Here is a 25639-nt window from a genome sequence, read left to right as displayed (position 1 = left end):
CAGGGCAGGTGAGGCTTCAGCCCCCGCCGCTCATGACCATGGCGTCGAAGCCGTTGTCCTGCAGCTGGCGTCGGGCCTGGTCGGCGGCACGGGCGGTGTCGTACGGGCCGAGGCGTACGCGGTACCAGGTCGTATCGTCGACGCTGACTTCCTGGACCCGTGCGATCAGGCCGAGCAGGGCGAGCTGGGCCTTGAGCGCCTCGGCATCGCCGGAACTGCGGAACGAGCCGGCCTGGATCACGTAGGAACCGCCGGTCGGCGTGGCCGGCTGCTCGGGGTTCTCGCGGGCGCGCTGCTCGATTTCCTCGCGCGGCACGACCACTTCCATTTCCGGCAGCACGGTGAAGAAGTCGTACTGGCGATCTCGGGCCTCCGTGCCTGGGGCGTCGATGATCGGCGGCTCATCACGGCCGCTGGGCAGGCCGGACGGGGTCTCGTCGCCACGCGGCAGGTAGCCGCCCATCCAGGCCAGCAGGGCCAGGCCCAGGCCGCAGGCCAGGCCGGCGATGAAGCTGGCCAGGTGGCCGCCGGCCGAGCCGGAGCCGCGTCGTGCCTGCTTGCGCACCATTACATCTGCTCCGGGGCCGAAACGCCGATCAGCTTCAGGCCGCCGGCCAGAACCTCGGCCACGGCACGGGCCAGGTTCAACCGGGCGTTGCGCAGGTCCTCGTCGTCGACCAGCACCGGCACGGCGTTGTAACAGGTATGGAACATCGAGGCCAGTTCGTGCAGGGCGTGGGCCAGGTCGTGCGGGGCGCGTCGGCGGGCGGCCGAATCGATGACTTCGGGCCAGCGGCCGATGGCCTGCATCAGCGCCCGCTCCTGCGGCTCGGTCAGGCGCTTCAGCGCGGCGTCGCCGATCGAGGCGTTGTGCTTGTAGCCCTTGCCCTCGAGCTGCCGGAAGATGCTGTGGATGCGGGCATGCGCGTACTGGATGTAGTAGACCGGGTTCTCGTTGGCGCGCGACTTGGCCAGGTCGAGGTCGAAATCCAGGTGCTGGTCGTGCGAACGCATCACGTAGAAGTAACGGGCAGCGTCGCTGCCGACCTCTTCGCGCAGGTCGCGCAGCGTGGTGAACTCGCCGGAGCGGGTCGACATCTGGATCTTCTCGCCGCCGCGGTACAGCACCGCGAACTGGACCAGCTGGAATTCGAGCCGATCGGGATTCTCGCCGAGCCCGCGCGCGGCCGCCTTCAGGCGCGGTACGTAGCCGTGGTGGTCGGCGCCGAAGATGTAGAGCAGCTGGCCCGAGCAGCGCTCGAGCTTGTCGAGCATGTAGGCCACGTCGGAGGCGAAGTAGGTCGTCCGCCCGTTCTCGCGGACCACGACGCGGTCCTTGTCATCGCCGAGTTCGGAGGACTTGAACCACTTCGCGCCCTGCTCTTCGTACAGCCAGCCGCCGGCGTCGAGTTTCGCGATGGCCCGTTCCAGCGCGCCGGAGCGCTCGAGTTCGCGCTCGGAGAACCAGCGATCGAACACCACGCCGAAGTCCTCGAGGTCGCCGCGGATATCGTCGAGCATGGTTTCCAGTGCGGTCTGGAAACAGGCCTCGTAGCCGTCCTCGCCGAGCAGGTCGCGGGCGCGCTGGACCAGCGCGTCGATGTGCTTTTCCTTGTCCCCGCCCTCGCTCTCGTCGGCCGGCAGCCCCTCGGCCACCGTGGCGCCGGAGAAACGCAGGTCGTCACCGTGGCGGCTGCGGACCTGGCGGGCGATGTCGTAGATGTACTCGCCGCGGTAGCCGTTGTCGGGAAAGCGCGGCTTCTCGCCGCACAGCTCGAGATAGCGCAACCAGACCGACACGGCCAGGATGTCCATCTGGCGGCCGTAGTCGTTGACGTAGTACTCGCGTTTCACGACGTGGCCGGCGGCCTCAAGCACCGCCGAGACCGACGCCCCGTAGGCCGCGCCGCGGCCGTGGCCGACATGCAGCGGTCCGGTCGGGTTGGCACTGACGAACTCGGCCAGCACGTCACCGCGTCGGCCGGCTGGCTGGTGCCCGAAGGCCGGGCCGTCGGCCAGCGCTTCGCGAACCACGCAACGCAGGTGATGGTCGCTGGCGTGGAAGTTCAGGAACCCGGGTCCGGCGATCTCGACCCGGGCGATGCGCTTGGAGTCGGGCAAGCGCGCCGCGACCGCCTCGGCGATCTCGCGCGGCTTGCGGCCGGCCGCCTTGGCCAGCACCAGCGCGACGTTGCAGGCGTAGTCGCCGTGGCTCGGGTCGCGGGGCCGGTCGATCTGGAAGGCCGGTTCGATATCGCGCGGCAGGTCGCCGTCGCGCTTCAGGTACCCGAGGGCCTGATGGATGAGTTCTTCGATGTGAGCGCGCATGGCATCGGTCGGACTGACCGCGGTGAACGAGTGTGCGCTATTGTAGCCAGCCGCCTCGCGGTGATGGGGCCGATGGCTTTTCCACAGAACCTGTGGATAACGTTGTGTGCAAGCCTTCCGGAATCGCCGCATCGGGCGCAGGCTTGGCCCGCTGACCGATTTGACCAAAAACCGGCCACATCCGGTATTTACATGCAAATCATGAAGTTGTGGAAACTCCATGACCTGAAGTATTCGGTCCGACGGGCAAGGCGCTGTTTCTTGAAGATCGTGTGACACTGTGCATAACCGCGGCCGGGGCCGCGAAGCGACAACGAGGATTCTGTGATGAGCCACACACTTCGTGCGTTCCGGGGTGCAACGCCCGAACTGGGTCGACGGACCTGGATCGATCCGGCCGCGACCGTGATCGGCCGGGTACGCCTCGGCGACGACGTTTCGGTCTGGCCCGGGGTGGTCCTGCGCGGCGACGTCCACCGGATCGAGATCGGGTCGCGCAGCAACATCCAGGACAACACCGTCTGTCACGTCACCCACGACGGACCGCAGGTGCCGGGCGGCTACCCGCTGGTGGTCGGCGAGGACGTCACGGTGGGGCACGCCGCCGTACTGCACGCCTGCACCATCGGCGATCGCTGCCTGGTCGGCATGGGCGCCCTGGTGCTCGACGGCGCGGTGGTGGAGCCGGACGTGATGATCGGCGCCGGCAGCCTGGTGGCGCCCGGCAAGCGGCTGGAGTCCGGCTGGCTGTACCGCGGGCGCCCGGCCCGTCCGGCCCGGCCGTTGACCGGCGAGGAGATCGACCTGCTGCGCTATTCGGCGGCGCATTATGTGCGCCTCAAGGACGCCTACCTCGAGGCCGAAGGCGCTTGACGAGCTCGTTTCGGATCGGCGATACTAGGCGGCTCGCCGGGGTGTAGCGCAGCCTGGTAGCGCAACTGCTTTGGGAGCAGTAGGTCGCAGGTTCGAATCCTGCCGCCCCGACCAGTTTCGCGAGCCCCGGCGGTCAGGACCGCTCGCGGTCGCGGGATCGATCCTGCAATCGGTGTCGACTCGATTGCCTGATCGATGACCCGATCGACCGTGGCCGAGGGAACGTGCGGCAGCGCCGAGTCGAATGCGCCTGTAGCTCAACTGGATAGAGCATCGGCCTTCTAAGCCGGCGGTTGCAGGTTCGAGTCCTGCCAGGCGCGCCAGCGTCTCCTGGTCCCCGGATCGATGCCGGGGTCGCCGGAGGCGATGTCGCGCCGAACGGCACGGCGAGCGGTTAGACTATGCAGGTTCGGCCGTTTCGACGCGAACGATCGATGATGCGATCGTCCGGTCGGAACGCTCCGGAGCACGGGCCCGAGGCATCGGGCCGACGCGCGTACGATGGTGGGCGTAGCTCAGGGGTAGAGCACTGGATTGTGGCTCCAGCGGTCGTGGGTTCAAATCCCATCGTCCACCCCATTTTCGCCCGGCTGCGGTCGGGCAACGCGCGGACAATGCAGGGCCGTTAGCTCAATTGGTAGAGCAGTGGACTCTTAATCCATTGGTTGTAGGTTCGAGTCCTACACGGCCCACCAATCCGGCCACCGGAGTCCGGCGGATCCGCAACCGGGGTCATCGACCCATCGGGACGGTCAGGCGGGGCACCGGTGGCTTTTCGACATCAACGCACCCGACAACGTCCTTCAGAGAACGCTTCCCATGCAGGTATCCGTAGAAAAGACCGGTGATCTCGGCCGCAAGCTGGTGGTCGAACTGCCGGCCGACTCGATCGATGGCCAGGTGTCCGGCCGACTCAATGAACTGCGCCGCTCCGTGCGCCTGAAGGGCTTTCGTCCCGGCAAGGTGCCGATGAACGTGGTCAAGCAGCGATACGGCCAGCAGGTGCGCGAGGAAGTGCTGCAGCAGGTCATGCAGTCGAGCCTGCAGGACGCGATCCAGCAGCAGGAGCTGCGCGTGGCGGGGGTGTCGAGCATCCAGCCCGGCGACGACGCCGAGGCGACCTTCACGTTCACCGCCGAAGTCGAGGTGTTCCCCGAGCTGCCGGACATCGAAGTTTCCGGGCTCGAGATCGAGCGCCCGCTGGTCGAGATCGAGGAGACCGATGTCGACGACATGATCCAGACCCTGCGCGAACAGCGCCGCGAATGGAAGGATGCCGGCCGTGCGTCGGCATCGGGCGACCGGGTCAGGATCGAGTTCCATGCCGAGGTCGACGGCGAGCGCATTCCCGAGAGCGGCAGCCGGACCGTGCAGCCGGTGATCGGCGGCGGCGCGCTGTTCGAGGGCTTCGAGGACGCGCTGACCGGCGTCGAGGTCGGCGACGAGAAGACCGTCGAGCTGAGCTTTCCCGAGGATTTCCGCGATTCGTCGCTGGCCGGTCGGACCGCCGATGTGACGATCGATGTGCTGGCCGTCCAGACCTCGGACCTGCCCGATGCCGACGACGAGTTTGCCAGGAGCTTCGGCGTCGAGGGCGGCCTGGAGCAGATGCGCGCCGACGTGCGCCGCAACCTCGAGCGCGAGCTGCGCCAGGCCCGGACCAACCGGCTCAAGCAGGTCGTGACCAATGGCCTGGCCGAGGAATACAAGGAATTCAGCCTGCCCGAGACCGCGATCCGGCAGGAGCTGGGCCAGATGCGCGCGCAGCTCAAGCAGCAGTACGGCCAGGACGTGGCGATCCCGGACGAGCAGCTGCGTCCGGGCGCCGAACGCCGCGTCCGTCTGGGCTTCCTGCTGGCCGAGATCGCCCGCCAGCACGACCTGGACATCGATGAGGCCCGGGTCGAGCAGCACATCGCCGATATCGCCGACACCTACGAGAACCCCGCGCAGGTCGTCGAACTCTACCGGTCCAACCCGCAGCTGACCGACCAGGTGCGCAACCTGGTGCTCGAAGAGCAGGTCGTGGAATGGGTGCTGGACAATGCGAAGGTCACCGAAAGATCGATGAGCTTCAAGGAGCTGATGGAATCGTGAACGAGAAGGCCCTGAACCTGGTCCCGATGGTCGTCGAACAGTCGGCCCGGGGCGAACGCGCCTACGACATCTACTCGCGCCTGCTGAAGGAACGCGTGATCTTCATCGTCGGCCCGATCGAGGATTACTCGGCCAACCTGATCGTCGCCCAGCTGCTGTACCTGGAAAGCGAGAACCCGGAAAAGGACATCAACGTCTACATCAACTCCCCGGGTGGCTCGGTCACCGCCGGCATGGCCATCTACGACACCATGCAGTTCGTCAAGCCGGACGTCTCGACCATGTGCGTCGGCCAGGCCGCCAGCATGGGCGCGCTGCTGCTGGCCGCCGGCGCCAGGGACAAGCGCTACGCCCTGCCGCATTCGCGGGTCATGATCCACCAGCCGCTCGGCGGGTTCTCCGGCCAGGCCTCGGACATCGATATCCACGCCCGCGAGATCCTGAAGATGAAGGACCAGCTCAACCGGATCCTTCAGCATCACACCGGTCAGCCGCTGGAGACCATCGAGCGCGACACCGATCGCGACAAGTTCATGAGCGCCGCCGAAGCGGCCGACTACGGCCTGATCGATCACGTGCTCGAGCGTCGCGACGCCGAGGTCAAGGCCGACTGACCGGCTCGCTTCGTGTCGGCGCCCGTTGACTCCGGCCCCGGAGTTTTCGGGTACCATGCACGCGAACGTTCCGGAAAGGTGTCATGAGCGAATCGTCGAGCGACAACAAGGTCCTGTACTGCTCCTTCTGCGGCAAGAGCCAGCACGAGGTGCGCAAGCTGATCGCCGGGCCCAGCGTCTACATCTGCGACGAGTGTGTCGAGTTGTGCAACGACATCATCCGCGAGGAGCTCGAGGAGGCCAGTCTCAGCGAGCGCGAGCAGCTGCCGACGCCGAAGGAAATCCACTCCTTCCTCGATGAATACGTCATCGGGCAGCCGCAGGCCAAGCGGGTTCTCTCGGTGGCCGTCTACAACCACTACAAGCGGCTGGAGTCCCACAAGCACCGCGACGACGTCGAGCTGGCCAAGAGCAACATCCTGCTGATCGGCCCGACCGGTTCGGGCAAGACCCTGCTGGCCGAGACGCTGGCGCGGATGCTCAACGTGCCGTTCACGATCGCCGACGCAACGACGCTGACCGAGGCCGGTTACGTGGGCGAGGACGTCGAGAACATCATCCAGAAGCTGCTCCAGAAGTGCGACTACGACGTCGAGAAGGCGCAGACCGGGATCGTCTACATCGACGAGATCGACAAGATCTCGCGCAAGGCCGAGAACCCCTCGATCACCCGCGATGTCTCCGGTGAGGGCGTCCAGCAGGCGCTGCTGAAACTGATCGAGGGCACCATGGCCTCGGTCCCGCCCCAGGGTGGCCGCAAACACCCGCAGCAGGAATTCCTGCAGGTCGACACCCGCAACATCCTGTTCGTCTGCGGCGGTGCCTTCGCCGGTCTCGACCGGGTCATCCAGGACCGCTCCGAGGCGGCCGGAATCGGCTTCCGGGCCCAGGTCAAGGGCAAGAGCGACTTCAACCCGTCGGAACTGGTCGCCACCGTCGAGCCGGAAGACCTGATCCGGTACGGACTGATCCCCGAGTTCGTCGGCCGCCTGCCGGTCGTGGCCACGTTGCGTGAACTCGACGAAGAGGCGCTGGTGCGCATCCTGGTCGAGCCGAAGAATGCCGTGATCAAACAGTTCAACAAGCTGTTCGACATGGAAGGCTGCGAGCTGGAAGTCCGCGAAGACGCGCTGCACGCCATTGCGCGTCGGGCGATGGATCGCAAGACCGGCGCCCGCGGCCTTCGCACCATCATGGAAAATGTGCTGCTCGACAGCATGTACGAGCTGCCGTCGATGGAAAACGTCGCCAAGATCGTCGTCGACGAGGCCGTGATCAACGGCGAATCCGATCCGTACGTGATCTACGAGAGCAACAAGCGCGCTTCCGGCGATTCCTGAGCCCGCCGGCTCGCGCAGGTCGCGGCCTGCGCTTGGCTCCGCCGATCCCCCTCATCGGATGAAGACCCGGAGCAGCCCTCCGCGGCCGGACTCCGGCTTCGGGCATGCGCCGGTGCTGCCCTCCGACCGCCTGCCTTCGTTCTTGAATCGAACCGGCGGTGTGCCAATATACAAGCGTACTTCCTGAACTGCTGACGGCGCGACTGCGCCCCGAGGACTCCATGGCTTCGTCCACCACCCCGGACACCCCGTCGCTCGAATCGACCCGGCAGCCCACGCCGGTGCTCAGCCTGCGCGACGTCGTGGTCTACCCGCACATGGTCATTCCGCTGTTCGTCGGCCGCGAGCGCTCGGTCAAGGCGCTCGACGAGGCGATGAACGTCGACAAGCGGATCCTGCTGATCACCCAGAAGAGTCCGGAAACCGAGGAGCCATCCGCCGAGGATCTCTACGACTTCGGCACCCTCGCGACCATTCTCCAGATGCTGCGCCTGCCCGACGGCACCACCAAGGTGCTGGTCGAGGGTGTGGAGCGCGTGCACATCGATTCGCTGGACGAGGATCCGGGCTACCTGGCCGGCCGCTGGACCGCGATGCCGGCGGTCAGCGAGGACGACGAGGCGACGGTCGACGTCGCCGCCCGCAGCCTGCTGAGCCTGTTCGAGCAGTACGTCAAGCTCAGCCGGAAGATTCCGGCCGAGCTGCTGACCACGCTGGCCGGCATCAACGACGTCAGTCGCCAGGCCGATACGATCGCCGCCCACCTGGGCATCCGGATCGAGGACAAGCAGCGGGTCCTGGAAACCTCCGACCTGCGCCAGCGGATCGAGCAGCTGATGGCGCTCATCGAGGGCGAGATCGACGTGCTCAAGCTGGAAAAACGGATCCGGGGCCGGGTCAAGACCCAGATGGAGAAGAGCCAGCGCGAGTACTACCTGAACGAACAGATGAAGGCCATCCAGAAGGAGCTGGGTGATCTCGACGAATCCGGCAACGACCTCGGCGATCTCGAAAAGCAGATCGAAGAGGCCGGCATGCCGAAAGAAGCGCTGGAAAAGGCGCAGAGCGAATTCAACAAGCTCAAGATGATGTCGCCGATGTCGGCCGAGGCGACCGTGGTTCGGAACTACCTCGACTGGATGCTGGCGGTTCCCTGGAAGAAGCGCAGCCGGGTCCGGCACGACCTGAAGAAGGCCGAGGACATCCTCGAGTCCGATCACTACGGGCTCGAGCGGGTGAAGGAGCGCATCCTCGAGTACCTGGCCGTCCAGCAGCGGGTCAAGAAACTCCGCGGTCCGATCCTGTGCCTGGTCGGGCCGCCGGGCGTCGGCAAGACTTCGCTGGGTCGCTCGATCGCCCGGGCGACCGGCCGTGAGTTCATCCGCATGAGCCTCGGCGGCGTGCGCGACGAGGCCGAGATCCGCGGCCACCGTCGAACCTACATCGGCTCGATGCCGGGCCGGGTCGTCCAGAACATGGCCAAGGTCGGCAACCGCAATCCGCTGTTCATGCTCGACGAGCTGGACAAGATGAGCATGGACTTCCGTGGCGACCCCTCCTCGGCGCTGCTCGAGGTCCTCGATCCGGAACAGAACAGCACCTTCTCGGACCACTACCTCGAAGTCGACTACGACCTGTCGGAGGTGATGTTCCTGGCCACCGCGAACTCGCTGAACATCCCGGCGCCGCTGCTCGACCGGATGGAAATCATCCGGATTCCGGGCTACACCGAGGACGAGAAGCTCAACATCGCGCGGCGCTATCTGCTGCCGAAACAGATGGAGCAGCACGGCCTGAAGGACGAGGAGCTGTCGGTCAGCGACACCGCGATCACCGATATCATCCGCTACTACACCCGTGAGGCGGGGGTCCGGAACGTCGAGCGCGAGCTGGCCAAGATCTGCCGCAAGGTGGTCAAGGAGCTGAGCCTCGACAGGAAGCTCGACAAGCGCCAGGTCACCACGCGCAACCTCGACAAGTACCTCGGCGTTCGCCGGCACCGGTTCGGCCGGGCCGAGGAGCGCAACGAGATCGGCCAGGTTACCGGCCTGGCCTGGACCGAGGTCGGCGGTGAATTGCTGCAGATCGAGGCCAGCGCGGTGCCCGGCAAGGGCAAGCTGACCCAGACCGGGCAGCTCGGCAACGTGATGCAGGAGTCGATCCAGGCCGCGCTGTCGGTGGTCCGTTCGCGGACCGAAGCGCTGGGGCTGGACCCGGAGTTCCACCAGAAGAAGGATCTGCACGTCCACGTACCCGAAGGCGCGACGCCGAAGGACGGCCCGTCGGCCGGGATCGCGATGGTCACGGCGCTGGTTTCGGTGCTGACCAGCGTGCCCGTGCGCGCCGACGTGGCGATGACTGGCGAGATCACGCTGCGCGGCCGCGTGCTACCGATCGGCGGGCTGAAGGAGAAGCTGCTGGCCGCGTTGCGGGGCGGAATTCGTATCGTTCTGATTCCGAAGGAAAACGAGAAGGATCTGGCCGAGATTCCCGATCGGATCAAGAAGGACCTGGATATCCGGCCGGTGGAGTGGATCGACGAAGTGCTCGACATCGCGCTGGTCGAACAGCCGGCCGGTGAGCCGCTGGCCGCCTCGTCCAGCGGCAGCGACGATGCGGAAAAGACGGTTCGTCCGCACTGATTTCGTAGACCACGCGCCGATTTTTTGGATATAATTGTCGTTTCGGCGCTTTGAAACGCCGAAACAGTTCGTCGGATCGACCACGATAGCGCCCGGTCGAACCGAAACGCCTTGGTTGATGCGGTCTCCAGCGTGATATACCATCGACGCGTGGCGGGCCCGGAACGGGAGCGACGGGGACATCCGGTTGCCCACCGTACCAAGGGGATGACACGCTGGATAACGAATAACTGGAGTACGTATCACTATGAACAAATCGGAACTCGTTGATTCGATCGCGGAGCAGGCAGACATCTCCAAGGCAGATGCCGGTCGCGCTCTGGACGGCATGATCGCCGCCGTCACCAAGGCCCTGAAGAAGGGCGACACGGTCTCCCTGGTCGGCTTCGGCACCTTTTCGGTGAAGAAGCGCGCTGCTCGCACCGGTCGCAACCCGGCGACGGGTGAAACGATCAAGATCAAGGCCTCGAAGACGCCGTCCTTCAAGGCTGGTAAAGGCTTCAAGGACGCGATAAAATAAGCAGTTCAGCGTCCCGGGTGCTTAGCTCAGCTGGAAGAGCATCGCCCTTACAAGGCGAGGGTCGGCGGTTCGAGCCCGTCAGCACCCACCAGCAGTTCAAGGAGTGGTAGTTCAGTTGGTTAGAATACCGGCCTGTCACGCCGGGGGTCGCGGGTTCGAGTCCCGTCCACTCCGCCAAATACGACCCGGGGCGCCGACATCGGCGCCCCGTTTTTTTATCCGGACATCCGAACCGACATCCTGAATCCGAAGTCGTCAACCGGAACCGTCAAACGCAATCGCTGCCGCTACACGGGGTCATTCGTCCATGCTTCAAGCCATCCGCGACCGGGTCACCGGCGTCGTCGCCTTCATCATCCTCGGCCTGCTGGCCGTCCCGTTCCTGTTCTTCGGGGTCGACAGCTACATCCGCGACGTGCCGCAGGACGTGATTGCCGAAGTCGGCGATCAGACCATCACCATCACCGAGTTCCAGACCGAGTTCGCGCGCTATCGCGCACAGCTGCGCGACCAGCTCGGTGAGAACTACAACGATATCGAAGTCAACCGGCCGGAGCGTCGTCGCGAGTACCTCGAGCAGATGATCGACCAGCGCCTGCTGGCCGGTTATGCCCAGGAACTGGGTCTGACGATCAGCCCGGCGACGCTGCTGGAAGTGATCCGCGGCGTTCCGGCGTTCCAGATCAACGGCCGGTTCGACCCTGAAATCTATCGGCAGCGGCTCCAGGCCAGTGGCCAGTCGATCCAGCGCTTCGAGCAGGAGCTGCGGCGCGACCTGCTGCTTCAGGAGCTGCCTGCGGCGGTTTCCGCTTCGTCGTTCGTCAGTGACGCAGCCGTCGACGACTGGCTGCGGATCCAGCAGCAGGCGCGCGAAGTGGCCTTGCTGGACATCGACAGCGCCTCGTATCGCGATCCCGATGCCGTCACCGAGGAGGCCATCGCGACGTACTACGAGGAAAACAGCGATCAGTTCATGCGGCCCGAGGAAATCGCCGTCGAGTACATCGAGCTCGAAACGCCGGCGATGGTGGCCGACGAGGAGCTCGACGAGGATGAGCTTCGCGATCGCTACGAGGCGGTCAAGGCCCGCTTCATGACCGCCGAGGAGCGGCGCGCAGCGCACATCCTGATCAACGTGGGGGACGCGCGCAGCGAGGCCGAGGCCGAGTCGCTGGCCACGTCGGTCCGTGAGCGGCTGGCGGCCGGAGAGGACTTCGCCACGCTGGCCGAAGAGCTGTCCGACGATCCGGTGTCGGCCGCCGATGGCGGCAACCTGGGCTGGCTCGAGCCGGGCATCATCGACGACGCGTTCGACGAGGTGCTGTTCTCGATGGCGCCGGGCGACATTTCCGATCCGGTCCGCTCGGAGTTCGGCTGGCACCTGATCCGTCTCGACGAGGTCCGTGAGCCGCGCGGGCAGACCTTCGACGAAGCGCGTGATCAGATTGCCGAGGAACTGCGCGCCGAACGCGCCGAGGATCTGTACTTCGAACTCAGCGAACGCCTCATCGACCTGGTCTACGCCGACCCGACCGGTCTCGCAGCGATCGCCGAGGACCTCGGCCTCGAGCTTCGCACCGCAGGTCCGTTCTCGCGGTTTTCGGCCGAAGGTGTGCTGGCCGACCCGGCCGTGCTCGATGCCGCCTTCTCCGACCTGGTCCTGATCGAGCGCCAGGCCAGTGAGCCGATCGAAGTCGGCGACAACCATGCCGTGGTCGTCCGAGTCACCGAGCACCGGCCGTCGACGCCGCGCGAACTGGCGCTGGTCGCGGACGAAATCCGCCAGCGGCTGGCCGGCGAAGCTGCCCAGGAGGCAGCGCGTGAATACGGCGAAACGCTGATCGAGCGGGTTCGCTCCGGCGAGGCCACGCTGGCCGAAGTGGCCGAGGCCGAGTCGCTGGAACTCGAGGAGCGCACCGTCACGCGGCGCGACTTCGATCTCGGCGGCGCGGTCCGCGAGGGCATCTTCCGCATGCTCGAGCCGGTCGACGGCGAGACCCGATACGAGTTGATCGATCGCGGTCAGGGCTGGACCCTGGTTGCCCTGAGGGGGGTCACGCCGGGCGATCCGGCCAGTGCCGACGACGCCCAGCGAACCAACGCCCGCCAGCAGCTCCGGTTTGCCTGGACCGGCCGCGAAGTGCAGGGCCTGCTGGCCTGGCTGCGCGCCAACACCGAGATCATCGTGGCCGACGATCGCCTGGAATGATCGGTTGAAGTGAGCGGTCGCCGTCCGAGGCCCGGAGCGGGTTCAGGTCGGCCGCGGGCCGGGCTTCAGGGCGCGGCGCCTTCTTCGGAAGGCGCCGCGTTCGTGTTCAGGAACGCGTACTCGTTTTCCATCCGGTCGGTTCCCATCCACTTGTCCCACCAGCGGAAGTACAGGCCGTAGTTGGTGCGCGGGTTCTTGTGGTGCAGATCGTGATGGGCGGCCGTGATCAGGTTGCGGCCGGGCCAGCTCTTCAGCCACCAGGTCGGCAGGATTTCCCAGCCCGAGTGGTTGAGCACAGCGGCCAGCGTCATCAGCGTCAGAATGAACAGCGCAGCGCCGACGTGGATCGGCAGCACCAGGGCCAGCAGCGGCAGGAACAGCGCGCCGACCACCGATTCCCACGGGTGGAACGAGAATGCCGCCCACGGCGTCGGCGGTCGCGACTCGTGGTGGACGCGGTGCACGACGGGAAAGATCTTCCGGTGGTGCATGATCCGGTGGGTCCAGTAGAAATAGGTGTCGTGCAGGAACAGATAGAGGAAGATGCTGACCGGGACGTACCAGACAGGAAAGGCCGCCAGGTCGGTGTAGACCGCCGTGCCGCCGAGCTTCCACAGCTCGATCACGACCGCGGCCGGCGCGGCGTAGATGAACGACGACCAGAGCGACCAGCGGATCTCGCGCCCGACCGAGCCCGGTGCGGGCTGGCCGTGCATCAGCTTGATGGCGTGGACCTTCTCCGGCGGGCGTCCCCAGAGCAACCAGTAGAACAGGCCGGAAATCAGGGCGTAGCGCAGCGCGATGATGGCGGTCAGACCGAGAAAGGTCACGAGCAGGGACAGCGGCGGAATCTGGGAGAGCATGGGTCGTTCGATGGCGGGCTCGGGCTAGTGTAGGCCACGCGCGGTGTCGGAGTCGTCACGTGGCCGCCGTTTGACCTGACGCAATATTTCGCGGTCGCACGCTCGGCATGATCGGGGTTCCGAAACCGCCAGGGCCATTCATGAACACCGAACCGATCCAGGCCAGCTACGGCCGCTGCCTCCGCGACAGGAACTTCATCACCGGTTTCTACCAGCGTCTCCAGGGCAAGGATCCCAGAGTGGAGCAGATGTTCGCGCATACCGATTGGCCCCAGCAGCAGAAGGCGTTGCGGCGCGGCATCTCCGCGGCGCTGACCTTCGCCGGCGGCAGCAACATCGTCCAGGGGATGATGGGTCAGATGGCCGAAGTGCATTCGCGCCGTGGCCGCGCCCCGGTTCCGCCGGACTACTACACCTACTGGATGGACAGCCTGATGGAATCGGTCCGTGAGCACGACCCGAAGCTCACGCCGAAGCTCGAGGCCGCCTGGCGCGACGCGCTCGAGGTTACCTGCCGGTTCTTCATCGACCGCTACTGACGACCGCGCCCGAGGCGCTGTTCGATCAGCCGTCCCTCGGGCGTTTCGGCCCAGCGCAGCGTCACGTTCGGGCCGCGGAGGTTCAGCCCGCCGACGCTGCGTTCGCCGCCGTCGGTGCTGAACTCGAAGCGGTAGCGGCGTTCCAGCAGCAGGCCGCGCTCACCGCGCACCGGCCGCAGCCGGTTCAGCGCAACGGTTTCGTCCAGCAGTTGCCATCCCTGCTCACGGCACAGTCCGCGCGCCGCAGCAATCGCCCGATCGCGCGCGGCCACCGCGCCGGCCCACCACAGCGCCACCGCACCGAGCACGAGCATCAGCGGAATGACGGCCTCGGGCGAGCCGTTCACCGGCGTTGTCCGAGCAGCACGTAGGTCGCGCCGCTGCCGCCGTCGCCGGGCCGCGCGGCGGTGAACGCCAGCACCCGCGGATGACGGCTGAGGATGCGCGCGGTCACGGACTTCAGGCGCGGTCCGGCCGGGCCGGAGCGCAGGCCCTTGCCGTGGATGATCTTCACGCAGGAGCGGCCGGCGGTCAGCGCTTCGTCGAGAAACAGCCGGATCGACCGGGTCGCCGCCTCGACGTTCATCTGGTGCAGGTCGATCTCGTCCTGGACCTGCCAGTGGCCGCGGCGCAGTCGAACCAGCACGCGGCGTTGCAGCCCGGGCCGCAGCCACTGCAGTTCTTCGCCGGTCTCGAGCAGCTCCACCCCCGGGGCCGCCTCGGCGAGTTCGTCGAGCACCCGGGCCTCGTCGTGCTCGCGCATGCGGGGATGAGGGCGAGCCGGCGCGGGACGTGATTCGGCGCGTTCGGTGCGGATCCGGCGAACGGGTCCGATCGCGTCGCGGAATGCGCGGAAATCGTCGGAATCGTCGCTCATCGGGGGCCTCTTCGGTGTCGCGGGGACACGCCTGGGATGACGTTCGGCCGAAATGCGAGCCGGGTGATCCATTATAGTGACGGCTCCACGGACAGCGCTCCGTCAAAACCGTTCCGACAACACGAGGCCCCACGCCTTCATGCATATCCTGATCAGCAACGATGACGGTCTCGACGCGACCGGCATCCGCATGCTGGCCGACCAGATCGGCCGCCACGTCGACCACGTCACGATCGTTGCGCCGGACCGCGACCGGTCCGGCGCCAGCAACTCGCTGACGCTCGATCGTCCGATCCGCGTCGAGAAGCGCGACGACCGGATCTACAAGATCTTCGGCACGCCCACCGACTGCGTCCACATCGGCATCACCGGTCTGCTCGAAAAGGACCCGGACATGGTGATCTCGGGCATCAACAACGGCGGCAACCTCGGCGACGACGTGCTGTACTCCGGTACCGTGGCCGCAGCGATGGAAGGCCGCTTCCTCGGCCTGCCGGCGATGGCGGTCTCGCTGGTCTACGACGGCGGCCGGGCCCGACACTACGCCAGCGCTGCCCGGGCCGCCAAGATGCTGATGCGCCGCTTGTTCGAAGAACCGCTGCCGGCCGACACCATCCTGAACGTCAACGTCCCGGACCTGCCCTGGGACGAGATCCGCGGCTTCGAGACGACCCGGCTCGGCCATCGCCACCGTTCCGAGGACGTGATCCCGCTGGAGGATCCGCGCGGTCGGCGGTTCTTCTGGATCGGCGCCCCCGGCGACGAGGAGGACAACGGTCCGGGCACCGATTTCAATGCGATCCGGCGCGGCTACGTCTCGGTCACGCCGATCCACGTCGACCTGACCCGCTACCAGGCCCTCGATCCGGTCGGGCAGTGGGTGGCCCGGATCGATCCCCGGGCCGAGGACGACGAGCAATGAACGCCGAGTCGCTGGTCCGGGGGATCGGTATGACGTCGGAACGCACCCGGCGTCGGCTGATCGACCAGCTTCGGGCCGAGGGTATCGTCAACGAGACGGTGCTCGAGGTCATCGCCCGCACGCCGCGCCACCTGTTCGTCGACGAGGCGCTGTCGTCGCGCGCCTACGAGAACAGCGCGCTGCCGATCGGTCGCGGACAGACCATTTCACAGCCGCTGGTGGTGGCGCGGATGACCGAAGCGGTGCTGACCGGTCCGCGCCTGGGCAAGGTGCTCGAGGTCGGCACCGGCTCCGGATACCAGGCCGCGATCCTGGCCCAGCTGGCCGACCAGGTGTTCACCACCGAGCGGATCGGCGAGCTGGCCCGCCAGGCCAAGCAGCGGCTGCATCGGCTGAAGCTCCACAAGGTCTTCGTTCGCCACCTCGACGGCCGCGACGGCTGGCCCAGCCAGGCGCCGTTCGACGCCATCCTGGTCACGGCCGGCGGGCAGGTGCCCGACACGCTCTACGAGCAACTGGCCGAGGGCGGCGTACTGGTCGCCCCGGTCGGCGAGCCGGGCAAGGTGCAGCACCTGGAGCGGGTCGTGCGCACCGCGGACGGCCTGGAGCGCGAAACCCTCGGCGCGGTCAGCTTCGTGCCGCTGCTCGAGGGGCTGGACTGAGCCGGATGCGCCTGTTCCGCCCCATCTACGACCGGGTCCTGACCTGGTCCCGTCACCGCCATGCCCGTCGCTACCTGGGCGCGCTGAGCTTTGCCGAGTCGGTGTTCTTTCCGATTCCGCCCGACGTCATGCTCGCGCCGATGGTGCTGGCGCGCCGGGACGAAGCCTGGTCGCTGGCCCTGCTGACCACCGTCACCTCGGTCCTCGGCGGGCTGGCCGGGTACCTGATCGGCTGGCTGGCGCTGGACCTGGTGTTTCCGCTGGTCGAGCGGGTCGGCTACGTCGAAGAGTACGCCCGTGCAGTCGAGATGTTCGAGACCTGGGGCATCGCGTTCGTCATCGTGGCCGGCTTCACGCCGATCCCGTTCAAGATCATCACCATTGCCGGCGGCGCGTTGCTGATGCCGCTGCCGGCCTTCGTGCTCGGGTGCGTGATCGGCCGCGGGGCCCGGTTCTTCCTGGTCGCCGGCCTGATCCGCGCCGGCGGTGTGCGCATGGCCGACCAGCTGCGCGAATGGGTCGACGCGCTGGGCTGGCTGGTGGTCGGCATCGCCGTCGTTGCCGGCGTGATCCTCGGAGTCCGGGGGTGAGCAGCGCCCGGCGCCGGCGCGTCGCGGTGCTGCTGCTGGCCGGGGTGGCGCTGCTGTCCGGCTGCGGTGCGCCGGGCCCGCTGATGCCGGACCAGCGGCCGCAGAACCGTAGCGCGCCGCCGCCTGCGCCAGCGCCCACGGTCTATCGAGTGGTGCGCGGCGACACGCTGTATTCGATCGCCTTCCGCTACGGCCTGGACTGGCGCCAGGTGGCGCGCTGGAACGGCATTTCCGAGCCGTACACGATCCGGGTCGGCCAGCCGATCGCGCTGCGTCGGCCGGCCTCGCCACCGAGCGCGCCGGCCCGGACCGCGCCACCGCCGACCCGTCGTCCGACGGCCCCGCCGGAACCTGCCGCCGAGCCCGAACCGGAATCACGCGCCGCGGCATCGCGACCCCCGGCCGAACCCCGGCCCCGCAGCGAGCCGGCACCCCGACCCCGCGCGGCGCCGCCGAGCGCGGCGGGCAGCACCGCGCCGATCCCGACCGCTGCGACCCGCAGCGTGGCCGGCGTCGACTGGCGCTGGCCGACCGCCGGTACGGTCGCTCGCGGATTCAATCCGGGCGATACCCGGAAAGGCATCCTGATTGCAGGCACGCCCGGGCAGCCGGTCCGCGCGGCGGCCGGGGGCACGGTGGTCTACAGCGGCAACGGCCTGATCGGCTACGGCGAGCTGATCATCATCAAGCACAACGACCGCATGCTCTCGGCCTATGCCCACAACCGCGAGCGCGCGGTCGGCGAGGGCGAAGCGGTGCGGGCCGGGCAGCAGATCGCCACGCTCGGCCGCAACGAGCGCGATGAACCGGTGCTGCACTTCGAGATCCGCCGCGACGGCCAGCCGGTCGACCCGATCGGCTACCTGCCGCAGCGCTGAGCGGTCAGTTCGCCGGTTCCCAGATCAGCGCGGCCAGCACCCGGCGTTCTTCGCTGGCCAGTACGTTGAAGGTGCGGGCGGCCGATTCCAGCGTCATCACTTCCAGCCCGATACCGGCCTCGAGAAAGGCGACCTGGACCTCGCGCGGCGGAAACGCCAGCTGTCGCCCGGAGGCCAGCAGCACCACGTCGGGGCGGAGTTCGAGGATCGGTGCGACCGCGTCGCGATCGACGGCGCCGATCTCGGTCACCGGCCAGGCCGTCGGTGCGAGCTGCGGAGTCAGCAGCAGGCTTTCGCGCCACGGGGTATCGACGATCCGGATCGCATCGTCGGTCAGGGAATGGATGTAGTACTGGCCGTCCGGCCGGTGCTCGGTCAGCTGCATGGGACGTGAGGTCAGCGGGGCAGTTGGATTCGCGGATTCTCGGGGTGGCGGCGGTACAGGCACAGGACCTGGCCGATCTGCTGGACCGCGGCCGCCCCGGTGGTGGCGACCAGGTCGTCGGCCCAGGCCTGGCGCTGGTCGCGTTCGCCGCGCAGCTTCACCTTGATCAGCTCGTGGCTGTCCAGCGCCAGCTCGACTTCGGCCCGCACGTTGTCGCTCAGGCCCTTGTCGGCGACCATCACGACCGGGTCCAGCGCGTGGCAGAGGCCGCGAAGATGGCGGATCTGGGTTCGGGTCAGTTTCATCGTGGTCATCCGGGCTCGGAACGAGGTGTGTCGAACAGGGCGCAAGCATACCAGTCGTGCGACCGGTCCCGCGTCGCGCCTACAATAGCCCGCCGCACGTATTGCACGAGGAGGCCCCTGTGACCGAACCGAACCGCGACGAACTGCTCGAAGCCCTGCGCGGCCTGGATGACCCCGATGCCGGCGCGCCGCTGGGCGATGCGGTCCGTGGGGTCGCAGTGCGCGGCGGCAAGGTGGCCGTCGAGGTCGTGCTCGGCTACCCGGCCCGGGGCTCGATCGACCGGTTCGAACAGCGCATCCGCGCCTGCCTCGAGGCCTTCGACGGCGTCGAGGCGGTCAGCATCGACCTGGGCACGAAGATCGCCACCCACGCGGTGCAGGGCGGACTGAAGCCGCTGGACGGGGTGCGCAACGTGATCGCGGTGGCCTCGGGCAAGGGCGGCGTCGGCAAGTCGACCGTTGCGGCCAACCTCGCCCTGGCCCTGGCCGCCGAAGGCGCCCGCGTCGGCGTGCTCGATGCCGATATCTACGGCCCCAGCCAGCCGCGCATGCTCGGGCTGACCGGCAAGCCGGGCACGACCGAGAACCGGCGCATCCTGCCGCTGGAAGCCCACGGCATCCAGGCGATGAGCATCGGCGTGCTGGTCGCGGTCGACCAGGCCATGATCTGGCGCGGCCCGATGGCCACCCAGGCCCTGCAGCAGATGGTGTCGGAGACACTCTGGGACGATCTCGATTATCTGGTCATCGACCTGCCGCCCGGCACCGGCGATGTGCAGCTGACCCTCGCTCAGCGGATTCCGGTGGCCGGCAGCATCGTGGTCACCACGCCGCAGGACGTGGCGCTGGACGACGTGCGCCGCGCCGTGGCGATGTTCCGCAAGGTCAAGGTGCCGGTGCTCGGCGTGGTCGAGAACATGAGTACGCACCTGTGTTCGAACTGCGGCCACGAAGAGGCCGTGTTCGGACACGGCGGCGGCGCGCGGATCGCCGACGAGACCGGCCTTCCGCTGCTCGGCCAGCTGCCGCTGGACGCCGCGTTGGGCCGTTCGACCGACCAGGGCGCGCCGTCGGTGGTCGCCGACCCGGACGGCGCCGTGGCGATGCGCTTCCGCGAGATCGCCCGGAAGAGCGCGGCGCGGCTGGCCCGGCAGGCGGCCAGCACCTCGATCCGGATGCCCAGGATCACGATCTCGGACTGACCGGCACGAAACCGGTTCGCGCAGCGCCGGCCGGAGCGCGTATTCTCTGCGGACCGAACCGAACCACCGCCGGACTCGGCGGTCAACCCGCGGCCCCGGCCCTGCCGAGGAAGCGCAGACTGGACGAAGCACATGAGCATCAAATCGGATCGCTGGATCCGGCGCATGGCCGCCGAACACGGCATGATCGAGCCCTTCGAGCCCGGCCAGGTGCGCGAGGCCGACGGCCGCAGGCTGGTGTCGTACGGCACCTCGAGCTACGGCTACGACGTTCGCTGCGCCGACGAATTCAAGATCTTCACCAACATCAATTCGGCCGTCGTCGACCCGAAGAACTTCGATCCCGCCAGCTTCGTCGATGTCCGGGCCGACTCCTGCATCATCCCGCCGAACTCCTTCGCGCTGGCCCGGACCGTGGAGTACTTCCGCATCCCGCGCAACGTGCTGACGATCTGCCTCGGCAAGTCGACCTATGCCCGCTGCGGCATCATCGTCAACGTCACCCCGCTGGAACCGGAGTGGGAAGGCCACGTCACGCTGGAGTTCTCCAATACCACCCCCCTGCCTGCGCGCATCTACGCCCACGAGGGCGTGGCCCAGTTCCTGTTCCTGGAATCCGACGAGGAATGCGAGACCAGCTACGCCGACCGCGGCGGAAAGTACCAGGCCCAGCGCGGCGTGACGCTGCCGCGCGCCTGAGCGCCCGTGACGGGACGCCCGAGCCTCGATCCGGGTCGATGGCCGCAGCGTGAATGCGAACCGCCGATGAACGGCGATGGACGCCGATGACGGCGGGAAATCACGAGCCATGCCGATCGACGCTGCGGTCGGGGGAAGATGATCATCCGCGCACGGCGCCGAGATCGACCATGTCGACTGCATGCGCACACCAGCGCCGCGACCCTGCTGCGCGATATCGGTTACCCGCCGGGTGCGCTCCGGAAAGGTTTCGATCTGCGCGCATCTGCATCCGCCTGTGGTCAATCGCACGCAGCGCAGGGGCGCTCGGAAAGGGTTTCGGCTCGTCCTGTCCCCTCGTGGCTGCCTCCTCTCGGCGAGTGTGCCCGGTCACACATCCTGTGCCATTCCCTGCGAGACAGGCCTTGCAGCCGAACGCTCTCCGACTCGCTATTCGTTACACGACGAGTGGCGGGCTAGCGCTGCAGCGGCGGGTGCTGGATCAGGGTGGCCGAGGTGGTGAAGGTCTGGCCGCTGCGCATGGCGACCAGTTCGATTTCGGTGCCGGGGGGCTTTTCGGCGATCTTCAGGGTGAATTCGCGTGCGGTGCCGACCGGCTCGTCGTCGGCGCGGATGAGGATGTCGCCGGGCCGCAGGCCGCCTCTCCAGGCCGGGCCGTCGCGGTAGATCTGACTGATCTGGACGCCCTGCGGCTGTTGTTCGCCTTCCAGCGCCACCAGCGGCGGGTCGGCGAGGTTGGCGCCCAGCCAGCCGCGCTGGACCTGGCCGTAGAGCAGGATCTGTTCGAGCACGTCGGTGGCCAGCCGGGCCGAGATCGCGAAGCTGATGCCCTGGGCGCCGATGTCCTGGCTCAACGAGGCGGAGTTGATGCCGATGACCTCGCCGTCGGGGTTGATCAGGGCGCCGCCGCTGTTGCCGGAGTTGATCGCCGCGTCGGTCTGGATGAAGTCCTCGAACGCGGTCAGGTTCAGGTCGCCGCGACCGGTGGCGCTGATGATGCCGGCGGTCACCGTGTGGTTCAGTCCGAACGCGTTGCCGATCGCCAGCACCACGTCGCCGGGCCGGTGACGCGTCTCGGTGTCGAACACCGCGGCCGGCAGGCCTTCGAGCTCGACCTTGAGCACCGCGAGGTCGGTGCCGGGATCGGTCCCGATCACGCGGGCCTCGGCGACCCGGCCGTCGAACAGCGAGACGAAGATGTTGTCGACGCCGTCGATCACATGGGCGGTGGTCAGGATCACTCCGTTGGGCGAGACGATCACCCCCGACCCCAGCCCGTTCCTGGGCCGCAGCACCTGGCGGTCGCCGAACAGCTGCCGGAACATCACGTCGCCGCCCTCCCGGATCATCGGTTCGCTGACCAGGGTGCGGGTGTAGATGCTGACCACCGACGGCGCGGTGCGGTTGACGGCGTCGGCGTAACTGCGCACCGTGCCCCCGGCCGGCGACGGCGAGGCGGTCGTCGGCAGCAGATCCGGCCGGAACCAGACCAGCAGGAACGCGACGGCGAGACCGGCCAGCACGGTCTGGGCGAGAAACAGGCTGAGACGTTTCATCGTGGAGTGACGCGAATAGCGGACAATATCGGCATTCTACGCCCGTCGGCCCGGCGATCTCCGAGCCCGGGCCACCGGAGATCGAGCAGAACGTGAAATTTTCGGTAAAATAGAGGATTGACCAAATCCGAGTCCGTCCGTTGGTCGGGCGTCGCCGACGCCCGGTTGCCGATGTCCGGAAGCGGGTTTCCCACGTCACAGCCTGCCTGAATCAGGAGTGCATTCATGTCAGAGAAGGAATCGCTCGCGTCGCTGGACCCCGCGCCGAACAAGGGCCGCCGCATGCTGCTGCTCGCCGGCACCGGTGCGGTCGGAGCGGTCGGCGCCGGATTTGCCGCGTGGCCGTTCTTCGCGTCCTGGAAGCCGAGCGCCAAGGCCCGGGTCATCGGTGCGCCGGTGGAAGCGTTCATCGGCGAGCTGCAGCCCGGCCAGCTGATGAAGACGGTCTGGCGCGGCCAGACCATCGGCATCATGCGCCGCAACGAGCGGATGCTCGACGACCTGCCCGAACTCAACGGCCAGCTGCGCGACCCGCAGAGCGAGAACACGCCGGACCAGCAGCCGGAATACGCGCAGAACATCCATCGTTCGATCAAGCCGGAAATCCTGGTCCTGAACCTGCACTGCACCCACCTGGGCTGTGTGCCGGAATTCCTGCCCGAAGTCGGCGCCCAGCCGTTCGAGGAAAACTGGAAGGGCGGCTTCTTCTGTCCGTGCCACAAGTCGAAATTCGACCTGGCCGGCCGCGTCTACCAGGGCGTGCCCGCACCCACCAACCTGATCGTTCCGCCGTACAGATTCGTTGACGACGATACGGTCATCATCGGACAAGATCCTGAAGGAGCAGCCTGATCATGGCCAAGCCTGCAAGCAATCTTTCGCGGCAGCTCGAGTCGGTCGGTAACTGGGTCGACCGTCGCCTTCCGGTCTCGGACTTCTGGAAGGCGCACATCAGCGAATACTACGCGCCGAAGAACTTCAACATCATGTATTTCTTCGGTTCGCTGGCGCTGTTGACGCTGGTCAACCAGATCGTCACCGGCATCTTCCTGACCATGCAGTACAAGCCGAGCGCCGCCGAAGCCTTCGCTTCGGTCGAGTACATCATGCGCGACGTCGAGTGGGGCTGGCTGATCCGGTACATGCACTCGACCGGCGCCTCGTTCTTCTTCATCGTCGTGTACCTGCACATGTTCCGCGGCCTGATGTACGGCTCGTACAAGAAGCCGCGCGAACTGGTCTGGATCCTCGGCGTGTTCATCTACCTGGTGCTGATGGCCGAGGCCTTCATGGGCTACGTATTGCCCTGGGGCCAGATGTCCTACTGGGGCGCCCAGGTGATCATCTCGCTGTTCGGGGCGATTCCCTACATCGGCGACGCGCTGGTCGAATGGATCCGCGGCGACTTCTTCGTGTCCGATGCGACCCTGAACCGGTTCTTCGCGCTGCACGTCATCGCGCTGCCGCTGGCCCTGCTGCTCCTGGTCGTGCTCCACCTGGCCGCGCTGCACGAAGTGGGCTCGAACAATCCCGACGGCATCGATATCAAGAAGAACAAGGACGAACAGGGACGTCCGCTGGACGGCATCCCGTTCCATCCGTACTACACGGTCAAGGACATCTTCGGTGTCGGCGTCTTCCTGACCCTGTTCGCGTTCATGATCTTCTACGCCCCGACCGGCGGCGGGCTGATGCTGGAGAAGGACAACTTCATTCCGGCCGATCCGCTGGTCACGCCCGAACACATCGTCCCGGTCTGGTACTTCACGCCGTACTACGCGATCCTCCAGGCCGTCCCCGACAAACTCCTTGGTGTGCTTCTGATGGGCGCGGCGATCGCGGTGTTGTTCCTGCTGCCGTGGCTGGATCGGTCCAAGGTGCGTTCGATCCGCTACAAGGGCCTGGCCAGCAAGATCCTGCTGGTGGTTTTCGCCATCGCCTTCTTCCGTCTCGGCATGCTCGGGCTCGGCACGGGAACGGCGGCCGAAGTGTTCGAGGCCCGAATCTGGACCTTCGTGTACTTCGCGTTCTTCGGGCTGATGCCGTTCATCACCAAGTACGAGAAAACCAGACCTGTACCGGAACGGGTGACGAAATGATGCGTTTCAACAAGTGGACCGCCCGCGCCGCAGGCGCGTTGTTCTCGGCCGTCGTGGCCCTGCCCGGCGCCTACGCGGCCGGTGGATACGAGGGGCTCGAAGCCTCGGGCGCGAACGTGCACGACATGGCGTCGCTGCAGCGCGGAGCGAAGTTCTTCGTCAACTACTGCCACAGCTGCCATTCGGCCGAGTACATGCGCTATCAGCGTCTGGCCGAGGACATCGAGGGCCTCGACGAGGAAATGATCGAACAGAACCTGCTGTTCGGCGATCAGGAACTCACCGATTACATGAAGCCCGCGATGCCCTACGAGGCCTCGGCGGACTGGTTCGGCAAGGCGCCGCCGGACCTCACCCTGGTTGCCCGCTCCAAGGGCGGGGTCGACTGGGTGTATACCTTCATGAAGGGCTTCTACCTGACCGACGAAGGCTGGAACAACACCGTGCTCGAGAACGCATCGATGCCGCACGTTCTCTGGGAACTGCAGGGCATCCAGCGGCCGGTCTACGAGACGGTGGTCGACGAGAACGGCGACGAGCAGACACGACTCAAGGAGCTCACGCTCGACGAGCCGGGCCTGATGACGCCCGAAGAGTACAGCGCGGCGATGCGCGACCTGTCCGCGTTCCTGATCTACATGGGTGAGCCGGCCATTCTCGAACGGGAGCGGCTCGGTGTCTGGGTGTTGCTCTTCCTGGTCGTGTTCACGTTCCTGGCCTGGTTGCTGTACCACGAGTACTGGAAGGACGTGAAGAAGTGAGCGGCGGCCGCGCCGCCACCGGAGGGAGAGCACGACCATGATGACCTTGTATTCGTCGGAGAACTGTCTGGACTGTCACCGGGTTCGGGTGGTGCTGGCCGAGAAGGGCCTCAACGTGGAGATCATCCACATCGAGCAGGACCGATCGGCGGTTGCCGACCTGGCCGAGCTCAGTCCGTACGGCGAGCCGCCGACCCTGGTCGATCGCGATCTGGTCGTCTACGGCACCTGGGTCGTCACCGAGTACCTGGACGAACGCTATCCGCATCCGCCGCTGATGCCGGTCGACCCGGTGTCGCGCTCGCGGCTGCGGCTGGCGCTGTATCGGATCCATCGCGACTGGATCGAGAACGGCCGCATCATCGAGACCTCCAGCGGACCGAAGCGGATCGCGACGGCTCGCCAGCAGCTGCGCGACAGCATCATCGAGTCCGACCCGCTGTTCGGCCTGTCGCCGTTCCTGCTCAACGACGAGCTCAGCCTGGTCGATTGCGCGCTGCTGCCGATGCTCTGGCGGCTTCCCACCTATGGGGTCGATCTGCCGGCGAAGTCGACCCGCAACATCCAGCGCTACATGGACCGGATGTTCGCGCGCGATGCCTTCCAGCGCAGCCTGACCGAAGTCGAGCGGTCCTTCCGCGAAGAAGAACCGGTCTGATCGGCCGCCGATGGTGTCCG

At 66.9% G+C, this 25639-nt stretch carries 26 protein-coding genes and 6 tRNA genes; 24 read left to right on the top strand and 8 right to left on the bottom strand.

The window, feature by feature from the left end; translation table 11 throughout:
* Window positions 1-16: 16 nt before the first annotated feature.
* Both HFP89_RS03595 and argS read right to left on the bottom strand, forming a co-directional pair.
* Entirely contained in the window at window positions 17-568 is a 552-nt protein-coding gene (locus HFP89_RS03595; protein ID WP_168716269.1) for an SPOR domain-containing protein, read from the bottom strand.
* Window positions 568-2328: an arginine--tRNA ligase gene (gene argS / locus HFP89_RS03590; RefSeq protein ID WP_168716268.1), complete on the bottom strand. Its 1761-nt coding sequence runs from the start codon at window positions 2326-2328 to the stop codon at window positions 568-570. Before argS ends, HFP89_RS03595 begins: the two co-directional genes overlap by 1 nt.
* Before the next feature lie 327 nt (window positions 2329-2655).
* On the opposite strand from argS, the gene HFP89_RS03585 reads away from it, so the two are divergent.
* The 13 genes from HFP89_RS03585 (at window position 2656) to HFP89_RS03525 (ending at window position 12623) form a co-directional block, all read left to right on the top strand.
* Window positions 2656-3201, top strand: a complete 546-nt coding sequence (locus HFP89_RS03585; RefSeq protein ID WP_168716267.1) for a gamma carbonic anhydrase family protein — start codon at window positions 2656-2658, stop codon at window positions 3199-3201.
* A 37-nt stretch (window positions 3202-3238) separates the two neighbouring features.
* Window positions 3239-3315 (top strand) — tRNA-Pro (locus HFP89_RS03580).
* 132 nt (window positions 3316-3447) lie between these two features.
* Window positions 3448-3524 (top strand) — tRNA-Arg (locus tag HFP89_RS03575).
* Window positions 3525-3705: 181 nt separating this feature from the next.
* Window positions 3706-3780, top strand: a tRNA-His gene (locus tag HFP89_RS03570).
* Window positions 3781-3820: 40 nt separating this feature from the next.
* Window positions 3821-3896, top strand: a tRNA-Lys gene (locus HFP89_RS03565).
* 124 nt (window positions 3897-4020) lie between these two features.
* Complete coding sequence (gene tig, locus HFP89_RS03560; protein WP_168716266.1) at window positions 4021-5298, top strand: trigger factor; 1278 nt, start codon at window positions 4021-4023, stop codon at window positions 5296-5298.
* A complete protein-coding gene (gene clpP, locus HFP89_RS03555; protein ID WP_346775183.1) occupies window positions 5295-5912 on the top strand; it encodes an ATP-dependent Clp endopeptidase proteolytic subunit ClpP in 618 nt (205 codons plus the stop codon). Before tig ends, clpP begins: the two co-directional genes overlap by 4 nt.
* Window positions 5913-5995: 83 nt before the next feature.
* The gene (gene clpX / locus HFP89_RS03550) at window positions 5996-7252 is read left to right on the top strand and encodes an ATP-dependent Clp protease ATP-binding subunit ClpX (protein WP_168716264.1); all 1257 of its coding nucleotides are present in this window, start codon (window positions 5996-5998) and stop codon (window positions 7250-7252) included.
* A 221-nt stretch (window positions 7253-7473) separates the two neighbouring features.
* Entirely contained in the window at window positions 7474-9894 is a 2421-nt protein-coding gene (lon, locus tag HFP89_RS03545) for an endopeptidase La (RefSeq protein WP_168716263.1), read from the top strand.
* Window positions 9895-10141: 247 nt separating this feature from the next.
* Window positions 10142-10414 (top strand): HU family DNA-binding protein, encoded by a 273-nt coding sequence (locus HFP89_RS03540; protein ID WP_168716262.1) that lies wholly within the window; start codon window positions 10142-10144, stop codon window positions 10412-10414.
* A 15-nt stretch (window positions 10415-10429) separates the two neighbouring features.
* Window positions 10430-10505, top strand: a tRNA-Val gene (locus HFP89_RS03535).
* A gap of 9 nt (window positions 10506-10514) precedes the next feature.
* Window positions 10515-10591 (top strand) — tRNA-Asp (locus HFP89_RS03530).
* A 130-nt stretch (window positions 10592-10721) separates the two neighbouring features.
* Window positions 10722-12623 (top strand): SurA N-terminal domain-containing protein, encoded by a 1902-nt coding sequence (locus HFP89_RS03525; protein WP_168716261.1) that lies wholly within the window; start codon window positions 10722-10724, stop codon window positions 12621-12623.
* A gap of 65 nt (window positions 12624-12688) precedes the next feature.
* Here the strand turns inward: HFP89_RS03525 and HFP89_RS03520 are convergent, their stop codons facing one another.
* Entirely contained in the window at window positions 12689-13486 is a 798-nt protein-coding gene (locus tag HFP89_RS03520; RefSeq protein WP_168716260.1) for a sterol desaturase family protein, read from the bottom strand.
* Between the two features lie 140 nt (window positions 13487-13626).
* Here HFP89_RS03520 and HFP89_RS03515 point away from each other — a divergent pair, with 140 nt between their 5' ends.
* Window positions 13627-14025 (top strand): globin, encoded by a 399-nt coding sequence (locus HFP89_RS03515; RefSeq protein ID WP_168716259.1) that lies wholly within the window; start codon window positions 13627-13629, stop codon window positions 14023-14025.
* Here HFP89_RS03515 and HFP89_RS03510 read toward each other — a convergent pair.
* Window positions 14019-14372 carry a DUF3301 domain-containing protein gene (locus HFP89_RS03510; RefSeq protein ID WP_206212207.1) on the bottom strand — a complete coding sequence of 118 codons (354 nt, stop codon included), beginning with the start codon at window positions 14370-14372 and terminating at the stop codon, window positions 14019-14021. The two genes, HFP89_RS03515 and HFP89_RS03510, sit on opposite strands and share 7 nt — an antisense overlap.
* Entirely contained in the window at window positions 14369-14902 is a 534-nt protein-coding gene (locus HFP89_RS03505) for a Smr/MutS family protein (protein ID WP_206212206.1), read from the bottom strand. Before HFP89_RS03505 ends, HFP89_RS03510 begins: the two co-directional genes overlap by 4 nt.
* Window positions 14903-15041: 139 nt before the next feature.
* Between HFP89_RS03505 and surE the strand changes: the two genes are divergently transcribed.
* The 4 genes from surE to HFP89_RS03485 are packed head-to-tail and all read left to right on the top strand — an operon-like array spanning window position 15042 to window position 17954.
* Entirely contained in the window at window positions 15042-15824 is a 783-nt protein-coding gene (gene surE, locus HFP89_RS03500) for a 5'/3'-nucleotidase SurE (RefSeq protein WP_168716257.1), read from the top strand.
* Window positions 15821-16486 carry a protein-L-isoaspartate(D-aspartate) O-methyltransferase gene (locus tag HFP89_RS03495; protein WP_168716256.1) on the top strand — a complete coding sequence of 222 codons (666 nt, stop codon included), beginning with the start codon at window positions 15821-15823 and terminating at the stop codon, window positions 16484-16486. Before surE ends, HFP89_RS03495 begins: the two co-directional genes overlap by 4 nt.
* 5 nt (window positions 16487-16491) lie before the next feature.
* Window positions 16492-17076, top strand: a complete 585-nt coding sequence (locus HFP89_RS03490; RefSeq protein WP_168716255.1) for a YqaA family protein — start codon at window positions 16492-16494, stop codon at window positions 17074-17076.
* On the top strand, window positions 17073-17954 hold the full coding sequence (locus HFP89_RS03485; protein ID WP_346775182.1) for a peptidoglycan DD-metalloendopeptidase family protein: 882 nt from the start codon (window positions 17073-17075) through the stop codon (window positions 17952-17954). Before HFP89_RS03490 ends, HFP89_RS03485 begins: the two co-directional genes overlap by 4 nt.
* A 4-nt stretch (window positions 17955-17958) precedes the next feature.
* Here HFP89_RS03485 and HFP89_RS03480 read toward each other — a convergent pair whose 3' ends face one another.
* Window positions 17959-18339, bottom strand: a complete 381-nt coding sequence (locus tag HFP89_RS03480) for an MTH938/NDUFAF3 family protein (RefSeq protein WP_168716253.1) — start codon at window positions 18337-18339, stop codon at window positions 17959-17961.
* An 11-nt stretch (window positions 18340-18350) separates the two neighbouring features.
* Window positions 18351-18644 (bottom strand): ribosome assembly RNA-binding protein YhbY, encoded by a 294-nt coding sequence (gene yhbY / locus HFP89_RS03475; protein WP_168716252.1) that lies wholly within the window; start codon window positions 18642-18644, stop codon window positions 18351-18353.
* A 119-nt stretch (window positions 18645-18763) separates the two neighbouring features.
* On the opposite strand from yhbY, the gene apbC reads away from it, so the two are divergent.
* Together apbC and dcd are read left to right on the top strand one after the other, a co-directional pair.
* Window positions 18764-19846, top strand: a complete 1083-nt coding sequence (apbC, locus tag HFP89_RS03470; protein ID WP_168716251.1) for an iron-sulfur cluster carrier protein ApbC — start codon at window positions 18764-18766, stop codon at window positions 19844-19846.
* A 132-nt stretch (window positions 19847-19978) separates the two neighbouring features.
* On the top strand, window positions 19979-20545 hold the full coding sequence (dcd, locus tag HFP89_RS03465; protein ID WP_168716250.1) for a dCTP deaminase: 567 nt from the start codon (window positions 19979-19981) through the stop codon (window positions 20543-20545).
* A 455-nt stretch (window positions 20546-21000) separates the two neighbouring features.
* On the opposite strand, the gene HFP89_RS03460 is transcribed toward dcd, so the two are convergent.
* Window positions 21001-22101, bottom strand: coding sequence for a trypsin-like peptidase domain-containing protein (locus HFP89_RS03460; RefSeq protein ID WP_168716249.1), 1101 nt, complete (start codon window positions 22099-22101; stop codon window positions 21001-21003).
* Between the two features lie 225 nt (window positions 22102-22326).
* On the opposite strand from HFP89_RS03460, the gene petA reads away from it, so the two are divergent.
* From petA to HFP89_RS03440, 4 genes are read left to right on the top strand one after another with little or no spacing between them, the layout of a single operon-like run.
* On the top strand, window positions 22327-22953 hold the full coding sequence (gene petA, locus HFP89_RS03455; RefSeq protein ID WP_168716248.1) for a ubiquinol-cytochrome c reductase iron-sulfur subunit: 627 nt from the start codon (window positions 22327-22329) through the stop codon (window positions 22951-22953).
* 2 nt (window positions 22954-22955) lie between these two features.
* Window positions 22956-24200, top strand: a complete 1245-nt coding sequence (locus HFP89_RS03450) for a cytochrome bc complex cytochrome b subunit (protein ID WP_168716247.1) — start codon at window positions 22956-22958, stop codon at window positions 24198-24200.
* Window positions 24197-24961: a cytochrome c1 gene (locus HFP89_RS03445; protein ID WP_168716246.1), complete on the top strand. Its 765-nt coding sequence runs from the start codon at window positions 24197-24199 to the stop codon at window positions 24959-24961. Before HFP89_RS03450 ends, HFP89_RS03445 begins: the two co-directional genes overlap by 4 nt.
* Before the next feature lie 40 nt (window positions 24962-25001).
* The gene (locus HFP89_RS03440; RefSeq protein WP_168716373.1) at window positions 25002-25619 is read left to right on the top strand and encodes a glutathione S-transferase N-terminal domain-containing protein; all 618 of its coding nucleotides are present in this window, start codon (window positions 25002-25004) and stop codon (window positions 25617-25619) included.
* Window positions 25620-25639 lie beyond the last annotated feature (20 nt).

The organism is Wenzhouxiangella sp. XN79A (genome assembly GCF_012272825.1).
GTDB lineage: Bacteria > Pseudomonadota > Gammaproteobacteria > Xanthomonadales > Wenzhouxiangellaceae.
This window is presented reverse-complemented; position numbering and strand designations above follow the sequence as displayed.